Below are 12660 nucleotides of genomic sequence, written 5' to 3'. Positions count from 1 at the left end.
TTATTCATTATTGCTGAAACGATTCAATAAAAATCATTAAATGGATTTATAGATGAGTCATTTTAGTCGACCCAATATTTTTAACCCAGAGGTATTTATTCTATGTTTCATTTAGTTAAAGAAGATATACATTTAAATGAACACGCTACTAATAAAACAGAAGCGATAAAAAAAGTAGCGGCAGCATTAACTAGTGCCGGTTTTGTCGAAGAAGGATATGTAAATGGAATGCTTGAACGTGAAGCGCAAGCTGCCACTTATCTGGGTATTGGCCTTGCTATTCCACATGGCACTACCACCACTCGTCATTTAGTTAAAAAGACGGGTGTTCAAGTTTTTTGTTTTCCTGAAGGTGTTGAATGGGGTGATGATGGTGAAAAAGCTTATGTCGCTATTGGTATCGCCGCTAGTTCTGACGAGCATTTAGAGTTACTTCGTCAATTGACGCATGTTTTAGGTGCTGACGGTGTTGAGGAACGAATCAAAAATATTAAAACAGCAGATGAAGCACTTGCTATTTTAACCGGAAAAACAGAACAAGAAGACAGCCAATTTTCAATGAATGAATCATCACTTTTATTGGATATCAATGCTGATAGTTTAGCCACTTTACAAGCGTTAAATGCATCACGCTTAAAACAACAAAATGCTGTAAATACGGCTTTTATCACTCATGTGCTGGATAATAAACCAACTTATCTAGGTAGTGGGGTTTGGTTGAACGATAGCAAAGAAGGCAATCTAAAAAATGCGATTGTGATTAGTCGTACAATAAGCAACGTAAATGAAGATAATAAACCGGTAAAATTACTTATCACGATGTCGGTTGTTGATAATTCAATGTCTGAGGTTATTGATCGTATTGCACGTTTAGCATTTTATGAAAAGTTAGATTTAATGTTATCGGCAAGCGCGGATAAATTAATCAATTTACTGATGACAGATGACTTGCCTTCAACTATCGATAATTCTCAAACTGAACAAGCTAACTCAGCAGCGCTATTAGCATCGGATTCAAGCCAAGCTTTAACTCGTGAATTTATCGTGCCTAACGAAAATGGTTTACATACTCGTCCATCTTCAGTATTAGTTAAATTGGTTAAAGAGTTTAATAGCAAAGTAACTGTTGCGAATCTTGATGGAAAAGGGGAGCCAGTAAGTGCTACCAGCTTAATGAAAATCGTTGCACTTGGAGCCAAAAAAGGCAGCCGTTTGCAATTTACTGCGGTCGGTGATGATGCTGAGCAAGCACTTGATGCTATCGGTAAAGCAATTGAAAGCGGACTTGGTGAGGGAACAGAATAATGAATTATCGTGTTGCAACAATCACCTTAAATCCTGCTTATGATTTATTAGGATTTTGTCCAAAAGTCGAGTTGGGTGATGTAAATTTAGTTCAAACGAATGCTTTACTTGCCGCAGGCAAAGGGATTAATGTTGCTAAAGTATTGTCTGATCTAGATATAAAATTAACTGTTGGTGGTTTTTTAGGTCAAGAAAACCGAGATGGTTTTAATCTATTATTTCATTCATTAAATGTAGTCGACAAATTCCAAACTGTCGAAGGTCGTACACGTATTAATGTCAAATTGACTGAAGAAAATAGCGAAGTGACGGATCTAAACTTTTCAGGTTTTACAATTACTGAGCATGATTGGCAACGTTTTGTGACAAGTTCTCTTGAATGGTTAAAAGATATCGATATGGTCGCGATAAGTGGCAGTTTACCTGCCGGCGTATCACTTGATAAATTTACACAATGGATGGAGCGAGTTAAACAGATCTGCCCAAAAGTGGTGTTTGACAGTAGCCGAGATGCGTTAGTCGCTGGATTGAAAGCTAAGCCATGGTTAATCAAACCAAATGATAAAGAGCTTGAAATGTGGGTCGGACGTAAATTAACGACATTAGATGAAATTAAAACAGCGGCGATGGAATTAGTAAAAGGTGGCGTTGAAAATGTTGTGATTTCACTAGGAAGTAAAGGCGCTTTGTGGGTGACTCAACATGAAGCATGGTTGGCTAAACCACCAAAATGTCAAGTAGTGAGTACGGTCGGTGCTGGTGACTCAATGGTTGCTGGAATCATGTATGGATTAATAACAAATCAATCGATTAAAGATACCCTGGTATTTGCATCAAGTGTTGCTGCTTTGTCTGTTGGACAAGCGGGTGTGGGGATTTCGGATCGCCAAGCTGTAACTGATATGCTAGGCAAAATTGAAATAAATGCTGGTTAGGAGTTAGCATGAATATTTATATTGTTGAAGGTAGTAATATAGGTCCTGTAAATGGACGTTTAGCCAGAGCGGAACTCGCATTGGCTGCCAATTCGTTGAATTTTAACGTAACCGATAATTCAGATTCTGCTGATGCGATTATTGCTATCGGGACTGGTGAAATTAGTGATAAATCCGTTATCGGTAAAAAAGTTTATGTGGTAGAAGATATTAATGCGTTATTCGCCAACCCAAAACAAATTCTAACAGAAGCACAAAGTAAAGCGGTTGTTTTTGAACAATCAGCTCAACGTGTTTCAGCTCCTACCACTAATACGGCTGTAAAACGTATTGTTGCAGTAACAGCGTGTCCAACTGGAGTGGCACATACTTTTATGGCTGCCGAAGCGATTGAAGAAGAAGCTAAAAAACGTGGTTGGTGGTGTAAAGTTGAAACGCGTGGATCAGTTGGGGTTGGTAACGAACTCACGCCAGAAGAAGTCGCCTCAGCAGACATTGTGATTGCCGCTTGTGATATCGATGTGGATTTAAGTAAATTTGCGGGTAAAAAATTATATCGAACTAAAACCGGCCCAGCGCTCAAAAAGACTGCGCAAGAGTTTGATAAAGCATTCGAAGAGGCAACGGTTTATCAACCTTCATCAACTTCAGTATCGGCTAAATCAAGCAATGAGAAGAAAAGTTTTTATAAACATCTTCTAACTGGTGTTTCTTATATGTTACCTATGGTGGTTGCTGGTGGATTAATCATCGCACTTTCCTTTGCTTTGGGTTCATTTGAAAACATTGACGGTGTACAAAAATTAGTTGGCGAACCACATTTAGCGCAAATTGGAGGCTTGGCATTTTCGCTTATGGTGCCATTACTAGCGGGCTATATTGCTTATTCAATTGCGGATAGACCAGGGCTTGCGCCTGGCCTGGTCGGAGGATTGCTTGCGGTCTCAACAGGTGCAGGATTTTTAGGTGGTATTATCATTGGTTACTTTGCTGGATATTTTGCATTATTAATCGCTAAATACCTTCCCCTACCAAAAAGTATGGAAGCCTTAAAACCCATTTTAATTGTGCCACTATTGGCAACATTAGCGACAGGGCTTGTCATGCAGTTTATTGTTGGTACACCTATTGCTTGGTTAATGGGTGAGGTAACAGACTGGTTAAATTCAATGGGCACGGCTAATGCGGTTATTTTAGGTGCAGTGTTAGGCGGTATGATGTGTACAGATATGGGCGGACCAATTAATAAAGTTGCTTATGCTTTTGGTACGGGATTAATTTCTGCGCATGTTTATGCACCAATGGCTGCTGTGATGGCTGGTGGTATGGTACCTCCATTGGCAATGGGTATTGCAACGCTAATCGCTCGCAAAAAGTTTGCTAAAGCTGAGCAAGAAAGTGGTAAGGCGTCATTAGTATTAGGCTTATGCTTTATCTCTGAAGGGGCAATTCCTTTCGCTGCGCGTGATCCGTTACGTGTTATTCCATGTTGTATTCTAGGTGGCGCAATTACTGGTGGTATGGCATTAGCATTTGGTTCAACATTAATGACACCACACGGTGGATTATTTGCTCTAGCCATTCCAGGTGTCGTTAAACCTGTGGGTGGTTATCTGTTATCCATTGTTGTTGGATCGGTTATTGCAGGGCTTGCTTATGCAGCTATTAAAGCGCCAGAAAAAGAAGCTGTAGCGACGACAGCTTAATAAGCATAAATTAAAACGCCATCTGATGATGGCGTTTTTTTCTTATATTCACTTATTTTTTTACCCAGCGTTGTAAATCTTTCGGAACGAAATCGTCCATTTGTTTCAACACAAATTCGGCGTTATCACTAACAATTAATGTGTTATAAAAATTTTCCCGAATAAACCCTTCTTGCACAGCATGCTTTAAAAAACTCAACATAGGTTGCCAAAAGTTTGCAATATCAAATAATGCCACCGGTTTTTCATGATAACCAATTTGCATACCAGTCCAAACCTCAAAAAACTCTTCTAATGTGCCGGTACCGCCTGGCATAGCGATAAAACCGTCAGCCAGTTCTGCAAGCCTTGCTTTACGTTGATGCATATTGTCAACCACTTCTAATCGGGTAATGCCATGGTGAGCAGTTTCAGCTTTAACTAAACGTTCAGGGATGATGCCGATGACTTCACCGCCATGAGCTAAAACAGCATTAGCAATCATTCCCATCAGCCCTTTATTACCTCCGCCATAAATTAATCGCCGATTTTGTTTTGCTATAATTTTACCGAGTTGCTCGGCAGCTGTTCGATATTCCAAACGATTGCCTTCACTGGCACCACAAAATACACAAATATTTTTTTTCATAAATCATACTCTAGCTATTCTTACCGTAGCCCTTTATTTTAGCATAGGCGATGTATTATTTGTTTACTCACTGAGCAGTTAGTTTTATTTCGTGTTTTAACGATTGACATAATCGTTATAGATCGTTAATATTCTGACCGTCGAGTGTTCCTCCATAGTTCAGTCGGTAGAACGGCGGACTGTTAATCCGTATGTCACTGGTTCAAGTCCAGTTGGAGGAGCCAACTTTCCACTTCATCTCGTATCTATACGTCTCTATTTGATTATAAATCAATATTTTATATTTTTTAGTATACCGCTTATCCATATACATCTATCAATTTTTCTATCAATTTAATATTTTTTCGGGTTCAAATGAGGGTAAACAAAAATGCTCATTTTTTCCCAAAGGGAAAGAAATTTATGCCAAAAATAATAAAAAGATTGACTGATAATCAAATCAAATATAGCCGAGCAAAGGATAAAAATTTGTATCTAAGAGACGGAAATGGTTTAGTTCTTATTGTTCGAAAAAACAACATTAAAAACTGGGCTTTTAAATATACATCCCCAATCACGAATCGAGAAAACTCGATGTCACTAGGTAGCTATCCATCGGTAAGCTTAGATGAAGCACGTTCAAAGAGAGATGAATATATCAAACTCCTTAAGCAAAAAATAGATCCTCAAATTTATAGAAATTCGGAGCAACAAAAACAACTTGATAAACAACGTACCACTTTTAAATATGTGATGAACGAGTGGTATAACAGCAGTTATTGTAAAAAACTAAAACCAAGAACACTATTGAAAAAAAGGCAATCCTTAGAAAAGCATATTGTCCCGTTTATTGGAAATGTACCGATTCAAGAGATCACGCCAATCATGGTTATTGAGCTGTTAAAACCGTTGGAGCAGAAAAAAAATTCGAAACATTACACAGATTAATACAACGGATTAATGAAATCATGAACTATTCCATAAATGTTGGATATATGGATATAAATAAGTTAAATAAAGTACATATGATTTTTGAATCGCAACAAACAAAACATCTGTTATCTATTCGTCCAGAAGAATTACCTGAGTTTATGAAAGCACTTTCAAAAGCACAAATTAAACCTTGTACTAAATTGCTTATTGAGTTTCAACTACTCACCCTAGCTCGTCCTATTGAAGCCGTACAAGTGGAGTGGAGCGAAATTGACTTTGTTAAGCGTATTTGGACAGTTCCAGAAAAAAAAATTAAAAAAAATCGAGAACACCTTGTACCGCTAAGTCAACGAGCAATAGATATATTGTTGGAGATGAAAAAAATTAATGGAAATAGAAAATATGTTTTTAATTCACAGGTTAAGAAGCACCTTAATAAACATATGAGTTCTCAAACAGCTAATGTAGCTATTAAACGTATGGGATATAGTGGTAAATTGATTTCTCATGGCTTACGATCCGTTGCATCAACGTATTTAAATGAGCAAAATTTTGATAAAGAAATCATTGAAATAGCACTTTCACATATTGATAAAAATACAGTTCGTAGGGCGTATAACAGGTCGCTATACCTAGAGCAAAGGACCGAAATGTTAAATTGTTGGGCTGAGTTTGTACGATTTGCTAAAATAGGTAAAGTCTTACAGTTTAATAAGCAAAAAACTACAAATCATAAAACTATAGTTAACTTTACATCAAACTTTAGCAAGACAAGCAATACGAGTGCAATTTCTTACTCAATGAACCTTACTCTTTAATTTATACATTCTTTCACGTATTTCATTGTATAGTTAAACAATCATTAACTGAGGGAAAATATGAACAAAAGGATACTTAGACTGGCAGACGTTATACATAAAACAGGCATGTGCCGTGCTTCAATTTATAAAGAAATGGCAGAAAACAGATTTCCTAAGAATGTTAAGCTTACATCTATTGCTGTTGGATGGATTGAAAGTGAAATAGATGAATGGATTGAATCACGCATTTCAACACGTAACAGTAATAATTAGTTATAAAAAAAATGTTACCATTTTATGGTGACGCTATTAATAATTAAAATGTTCGCATTATTAATTTATTAAACAAAAAGGGAATTTTTAAAATTTCCTTTTTAACTTATTTATTCAATCAAAAAATTAGTTAAGATAAAGATCTATATTTAAAATTTGGAAGGGGGAAAAATGATCATAAGCAAGTTCCATAATATACTCAGGGGTTAGATCTGCTAGTGGACAAAGTTTATTTTCGTCTGTTAGCATCAGATAGCCCCCTTTTGGAACTAAAGTTACTCCATTTATGGTAAAATCTATCATGCTGTAAAAAAATTTCTTTTTTTCTAAATTAAGTTCATTGTAGTAATATGATTCTACATTGTCTGTATTGTTTTTATAAACTTCAAAGTAATTCATATCTAAAGTTGAAATTATTTTAATCGTGTCTAATATAATAAGCTGTACTTCATGGGAATAAGTGTAGCTAAATATATCTTTCATAACAATTTATTTTTATGTTTTAGTTTTAATAGTAACATTAATTAGTTTAAAAATTTTTTCATCACTAACCTATCTTATGACTTCTAACTCGTCAGAGCCTTCGGGGATATGGAAACGGAATAAATAACTTCCATTAGTTCTTTTGGAGAAGTTACGAAACCTAATTAAAAGTATTAAAAATTTATTCATTATTTCCAATCTACATTGTTATTTTTTTATCATTTTATATTAAGATTAACCTATTGATTGGACTAATATCCATGCATTGAATTATTATTTAGGTATAGTTGAAAGTTCTTTTAACTCGACTTCGTACAAATCATTAAAGTTGTATATTTTTTTAGATATTATTTTATTTTTTTCATATTGAGTAATGATTTTGTAGTCTTTACCGAACTCGTCGGGGTGGTAATACGTCGTTTCGATCAATTCGCCTTTTTCATCGTATTTTTTCCATAACCCAACTTGGATTCCTGTTCCATTAAAAATCCCTTGGCAACCTGATAATTTTAATTTTCCATTTGGAAAATACTCTGTTATAGGTTTTTGACATGGAGTACTATCAATGGATATAGTTGGTGATAATTGTATCAAGCTAATATCTTTATCTATATAAATGTAATTTTTATCTTGCTGATAATCTTGAGGTATATATGAATAACTTACTATTAATTTTTTCTTTAACTTAAAGGTAAATGTATCTTTTTGAAATGAAATAGACATAAATTCTTTTAATAAATATCTATTTGAGTCACTTCTTGGTTCATTAATTAAAAAATCTGATATGATTTTCTCATTTTTAATTATGATAACCTTATACCATTCAGTACCTATATCTGCTGTTGCTTCAATGACAAAAACTATATAAGGAGATTGTTGTGAAGATGAATATTGATAGATCTTGAAACCAGGACCGTCATATTTTAGGGGAGCATAATCGATCACCCCTATCTTTTTGTTATTTGTAAACAGGTTAAAGGTTTCGCTTGTATCACTGTAGGTAAACCTATATTTTTTACTTTTAAATAAATTTCCGGACTCATCAGAATCTAACACTTTGAATTGATTAAAATCAATTCTAGTTGTCTGACTATATTTTTGCTTGTCATTATTTATTTTAGATATTTGGTTGGATGTAGAATTTCCTTTACACCCAAATAATAATAAAATATAAAGAAATATAATTAATTTATTCATTTTCTTTGTCTTTCCTTTTTTACTTTAGTTTGTTCTTCTTCATTTATAGTTTTTAATCTTACGAAAAAAGCAGGATTATATCTATTTATTAAACCCTTACCATTACCCAAAGGTTTTTTTGCGATTTCAAAATGTAAATAAGGATTTATTACACCTTCTGCATTTCCTGTATCTCCAGAATAAGCTATGATACTTCCACTTTTTACTTCACCAGATGTTAATACAGCAGAGTTTAAATGAGCATATCTTAAATAAATATAATCAGCATTAATATCAAATTCTGGTCCAGATTCTATTTCTTTAGTAAATTCTAGTTGATAGTCTCTTTTAGACGCTCTTAAATCTTTTCCTTTAACTTTTAAAACAAGAACATTACCATAACCTTTTTGACCTTCATTTGAATAACTCACTATTTCACCATCTAAACATGCTTTACATGGTGTATTTATATTAGCAAAAATATCTAATCCTTGATGAGCTTTATCTGAACCATCAGCGTATTTTCGTACCATACCAAATGCTCCATTTTGTTCCTTATGAACACCTGAGGAATTATAATATGTTCTTTGAGGGTTATCGATTGGATCATGCCATATAATGGGGGTAATTTGAAAACTTTCATTTTCACCGATTAAAAAATCATAATATCTTGAACCCTTAACCGTATCGAATTCACCTGTAAGAATACCTTTAAAATTTACCTTAGTTGCGTTGGTATTTTTTATTTCTGTTCTTATGGTTAAACGGGTACTTTTATTTTCAAGATTATTTAATTTGTTTTGTAATTCCTGATACTCTTTATCATCTTTAGGACGAATTTCAATCTCTTGGATATACTCAATTTTCTCATCAATGGTAAATTGTAGTTCGGTTTTTTCAACTCCATTCACTAAAAAGGGAATAGATTTTTGTGGATATAAGTTTTGCTCATTACCTTTTTTTTCAAGTTCACGAATGCTAATAACCAAAGATCCTTTAGGGGGCTTACCGTAACATTTAACTACAAGATAAATTTTGTCACCCAAACAGGCTTGATTTAATTTTAAATAGGTATATTCATTTGGTTTATTCGGAGCATTTACTTTTTTTGCAAAATAGGCATCCGTTACATTAATATCAAAATCAGATTGATGTAGCAAATCATAAACAATTTGGTTAGGATTGGCTGAATAAGAATCCACTATTTCGGATTGATCGTTAGAGGATTTTATATTTTCTGTCGGAAGGCTTTCGTTTTCCATTATAGGATGTTTAAGTTGTTATGTTTATTTTTTTATTTATTGTTTACTTACCACCGTTCATATTTATGAGGGTGATAAGCATAATAATTGTTTGTTTAATATATTATCGTTACTTCAATTCATCAATTTCTTTATCCACAAATTTGCGTTCGATAAGCTCACCGTCTTTATAGGTTTCTGTGTACAAAAGTTTGCCTTTTTTGCGAGTGGATAAAATGGGTTCATACAGTTCATTATATTGTTGTTCTAATTGATGACATTTCCAAATACCAACAGGCAGGCCATTTTTGTATTCCGATTCGAGATAAATATAACCGATACCTAAAGGCGCATATTTACTGCCTGTTATCTCTATCCATACCCCCTCGCGAGTATGGTTTTGAACTAAACCTTCCTCTGTATCATTAAGATCTGTATTTTGAAAAGAACCATTAGTATCATAATAGCGGATGAATTTGCCTTGGGGTGTCAGTTGGTATGTTCTTTTTTCATTAGCAGCACTGTCTGTCTCATCACTACCAAAATCCCTAATAATTATTTTCCCATTATCATAATAGAAAAATCGATAGCTTCTACCCAGATCATTTCCATATTCGTAAGTGGCTGCTAATTTATCCACAATTTGATCAGAGCTGATAGAGATAATGGATTGAAAAATAAGGTGTCTTCCATACTCGCAATGGTTGCATTCTAACTCAAGGTTCTCGGTGGTGAGTAGAAACAGATCAAACTGAGGAAAGCCGGCTATTTTTTCCACATGAACTGTAATCTTCTGGTTTAAAATATCGTTGATATTAAATGGGATATCATAGGAATCCTGAACAATCTGCTTTAAATTTTCTTGGGTTAAAGTAATCTTATAGGATTGTTCTGATTGGGACTGCTTATATAAATTCCTGGCTAATTCATCAAAAGCCTTTTCATTCCCCGAACGTTCACTTTCTGTTTCTGCATGTTGCCAATGTGTTGCAAAGGGATATAAAACATGTTTATCACCAATTGGCGGGCTGGCAAGCGGAGCTTGCATAATTTGGGTAATAAGATCGTCTTTTTTATTTTTATTAATCGGTTGGCTATTCGCCATTTGATTACAACCTATCATCAAGAAGATGATGATAAAGGGTATAACTATCGTTTTCATACTATATTACCTCTTTTTAATTTTAGCCACTTCATCATCTATAAACACCCGATTCACAAGCTCACCGTCTTTATAGGTTTCTGTGTACAAAAGTTTGCCTTTTTTAGCAGAAGATAGATCCTTAGAACCATCTAATTTCTTTTGATAGTCTAATTGATAACATTTCCGGACACCATCAAGTAAACCATTTTTATATTCCGATTCGAGATAAATATAACCGATATCTAGAGGCGCATATTTACTGCCTGTTATCTCTATCCATACCCCCTCGCGAGTATGGTTTTGAACTAAACCTTCCTCTGTAACATTAAGATCTGTATTTTGAAAAGAACCATTAGTATCATAATAACGGATGAATTTGCCTTGGGGGGTGAGTTGATATGTTCTTTTTTCTTTAGCAGCACTGTCTGTCTCATTACTGCCAAATCTCCTAATAATTATTTTCCCATTATCATAATAGAAAAATCGATAGCCTCTACTCAGATCATTTCCATATTCGTAAGTGGCTACTAATCTATCCACAATTTGATGAGAGCTGATAGATATAATGGATTGAAAAACAAGATGATTTCCATACTCGCAATGGTTGCATTCTAACTCAAGGTTCTCGGTGGTGAGTAGAAACAGATCAAACTGAGGAAAGCCGGCTATTTTTTCCACATGAACTGTAATCTTCTGGTTTAAAATATCGTTGATATTAAATGGGATATCATAGGAATCCTGAACAATCTGCTTTAAATTTTCTTGGGTTAAAGTAATCTTATAGGATTGTTCTGATTGGGACTGCTTATATAAATTTCTGGCCAATTCATCAAAAGCTTTTTCACTCCCCGAACGTTCATTTTCTGTTTCTGCATCTTGCCAATGTGTGGCAAAAGGATATAAAACATGTTTATCACCAATTGGCGGGCTGGCAAGTGGAGCTTGCATAATTTGGGTAATAAGATCGTCTTTTTTATTTTTATTAATCGGTTGGCTATTCGCTATTTGATTACTCATAAATAAGAGGGTTATACATGCTATTATCAATCTCATTGCCAATATTCCTTGTTTATTTTTTACAATGTTTCCCCCGTACTTTAAAAAACGCTTGTATAGAATAACGGGTGCAGTATATGAGTGCGGTTTTCAGAATTTATGGAGAGTATATACCTAATTTCAGATAATAGTGAATTTATTTCCGCTTTATTTTAGGTGGATTTTTAATTGATAACTTACTATGAATATTAACAATTTTTGCCAGAATATTTTTTTATTATCACGCATATTATGCACGGCAATCCATAGTAAAAAAATCCTGAATAATTATATATCATTTAGTCGCAATAAATTGGTATATCATTATTCAGGATTTTTATGTTGATTTTCTATAAAACTATTTAAAACTAATTCTTTTTTAAAACTATAATTTTCTATTGCCTAATACGCCATATTTGAAGTAATCTTCCATACCTATATTATCCTCAGTATTATAATCAGCAGGTATAGGGCAGTCCAATATTTTGGTCTCAATTGGTAAAGGTTTTAATTTTATTTCCTTAGTGACTTCATAAATTTTTTCAATCTCAAAAAAAACATTTTCTTCATCAAATGTCCCCAAACAAATTCCATTTTTATTATTTTCTAATCGAACATCAATAGAATATACATATTTATTAGCAACGGGGAGCACATCTCTTAAAATGTCATTTTTATCATATAAGAGAATATAATAATTTTTATGATTATCTTTAATTTCAATGGGTCGAACATAATAAAACTCTGTATCAAGACCAAAAGTATCTGGAAGCAAATAGTCTTCATTATTAAGATTAAAAAGCTTGTCTAACTCTTTTGATTTAAAATAATCATTATTTCGATCATATTCTTCATAGACAAATTTTGTATCTATATATTGATTTTCGTAGGCATTACAACTGAATGGTAAAAAAATTGCTAAAAATAAACTAATCAAATAGTTTTTAATTTTAGTGCGGTTTATTTTCATTTTCATCATCTTCATCTTTGGTATTATAGGAATTTAGTCTAATTTTTGCCGA

General features: G+C 33.8%; 13 protein-coding genes and 1 tRNA gene. 7 read left to right on the top strand and 7 right to left on the bottom strand.

Annotation, left to right across the window (positions count from 1 at the left end):
* The first annotated feature begins 102 nt into the window (after nucleotides 1-102).
* Genes fruB through fruA form a run of 3 tightly spaced genes read left to right on the top strand, consistent with a single transcriptional unit; the run spans nucleotide 103 to nucleotide 3946 of the window.
* On the top strand, nucleotides 103-1305 hold the full coding sequence (gene fruB, locus J3U36_RS09880; protein ID WP_267380124.1) for a fused PTS fructose transporter subunit IIA/HPr protein: 1203 nt from the start codon (nucleotides 103-105) through the stop codon (nucleotides 1303-1305).
* Nucleotides 1305-2240, top strand: coding sequence for a 1-phosphofructokinase (fruK, locus tag J3U36_RS09875; RefSeq protein WP_267380123.1), 936 nt, complete (start codon nucleotides 1305-1307; stop codon nucleotides 2238-2240). The genes fruB and fruK overlap by 1 nt, the downstream gene beginning before the upstream one ends.
* 8 nt (nucleotides 2241-2248) lie before the next feature.
* Nucleotides 2249-3946, top strand: a complete 1698-nt coding sequence (fruA, locus tag J3U36_RS09870; RefSeq protein WP_267380122.1) for a PTS fructose transporter subunit IIBC — start codon at nucleotides 2249-2251, stop codon at nucleotides 3944-3946.
* Nucleotides 3947-3998: 52 nt separating this feature from the next.
* Here the strand turns inward: fruA and J3U36_RS09865 are convergent, their stop codons facing one another.
* Nucleotides 3999-4574 (bottom strand): TIGR00730 family Rossman fold protein, encoded by a 576-nt coding sequence (locus J3U36_RS09865; protein ID WP_267380121.1) that lies wholly within the window; start codon nucleotides 4572-4574, stop codon nucleotides 3999-4001.
* A gap of 148 nt (nucleotides 4575-4722) precedes the next feature.
* Here J3U36_RS09865 and J3U36_RS09860 point away from each other — a divergent pair.
* The 4 genes from J3U36_RS09860 to J3U36_RS09845 all read left to right on the top strand — a co-directional run bounded on the left by J3U36_RS09860 (nucleotide 4723) and on the right by J3U36_RS09845 (nucleotide 6559).
* Nucleotides 4723-4798 (top strand) — tRNA-Asn (locus J3U36_RS09860).
* Nucleotides 4799-4976: 178 nt separating this feature from the next.
* Nucleotides 4977-5501 carry a tyrosine-type recombinase/integrase gene (locus J3U36_RS09855; protein ID WP_267379019.1) on the top strand — a complete coding sequence of 175 codons (525 nt, stop codon included), beginning with the start codon at nucleotides 4977-4979 and terminating at the stop codon, nucleotides 5499-5501.
* A 20-nt stretch (nucleotides 5502-5521) separates the two neighbouring features.
* Complete coding sequence (locus tag J3U36_RS09850; RefSeq protein ID WP_267379022.1) at nucleotides 5522-6304, top strand: tyrosine-type recombinase/integrase; 783 nt, start codon at nucleotides 5522-5524, stop codon at nucleotides 6302-6304.
* Between the two features lie 60 nt (nucleotides 6305-6364).
* Complete coding sequence (locus tag J3U36_RS09845) at nucleotides 6365-6559, top strand: AlpA family transcriptional regulator (RefSeq protein ID WP_267379024.1); 195 nt, start codon at nucleotides 6365-6367, stop codon at nucleotides 6557-6559.
* Between the two features lie 126 nt (nucleotides 6560-6685).
* Here the strand turns inward: J3U36_RS09845 and J3U36_RS09840 are convergent, their stop codons facing one another.
* The 6 genes from J3U36_RS09840 to J3U36_RS09815 all read right to left on the bottom strand — a co-directional run bounded on the left by J3U36_RS09840 (nucleotide 6686) and on the right by J3U36_RS09815 (nucleotide 12608).
* A complete protein-coding gene (locus J3U36_RS09840; RefSeq protein WP_267379026.1) occupies nucleotides 6686-7042 on the bottom strand; it encodes a hypothetical protein in 357 nt (118 codons plus the stop codon).
* A 273-nt stretch (nucleotides 7043-7315) separates the two neighbouring features.
* Nucleotides 7316-8239, bottom strand: a complete 924-nt coding sequence (locus J3U36_RS09835) for a hypothetical protein (RefSeq protein ID WP_267379028.1) — start codon at nucleotides 8237-8239, stop codon at nucleotides 7316-7318.
* Complete coding sequence (locus J3U36_RS09830) at nucleotides 8236-9480, bottom strand: M23 family metallopeptidase (protein ID WP_267379031.1); 1245 nt, start codon at nucleotides 9478-9480, stop codon at nucleotides 8236-8238. Before J3U36_RS09830 ends, J3U36_RS09835 begins: the two co-directional genes overlap by 4 nt.
* 109 nt (nucleotides 9481-9589) lie before the next feature.
* Nucleotides 9590-10621: a hypothetical protein gene (locus J3U36_RS09825; RefSeq protein WP_267332120.1), complete on the bottom strand. Its 1032-nt coding sequence runs from the start codon at nucleotides 10619-10621 to the stop codon at nucleotides 9590-9592.
* 6 nt (nucleotides 10622-10627) lie between these two features.
* Complete coding sequence (locus J3U36_RS09820) at nucleotides 10628-11656, bottom strand: hypothetical protein (protein WP_267332121.1); 1029 nt, start codon at nucleotides 11654-11656, stop codon at nucleotides 10628-10630.
* 367 nt (nucleotides 11657-12023) lie between these two features.
* Nucleotides 12024-12608 carry a hypothetical protein gene (locus tag J3U36_RS09815; RefSeq protein WP_141673979.1) on the bottom strand — a complete coding sequence of 195 codons (585 nt, stop codon included), beginning with the start codon at nucleotides 12606-12608 and terminating at the stop codon, nucleotides 12024-12026.
* Nucleotides 12609-12660: the final 52 nt, after the last annotated feature.

This window comes from Gilliamella sp. B3817 (assembly GCF_026536705.1).
In the GTDB taxonomy this organism is placed as follows: domain Bacteria; phylum Pseudomonadota; class Gammaproteobacteria; order Enterobacterales; family Orbaceae; genus Gilliamella; species Gilliamella apicola_I.
Note: the sequence above shows the minus strand (reverse complement) of the source record. Positions and strands in the feature narration are given on the sequence as shown.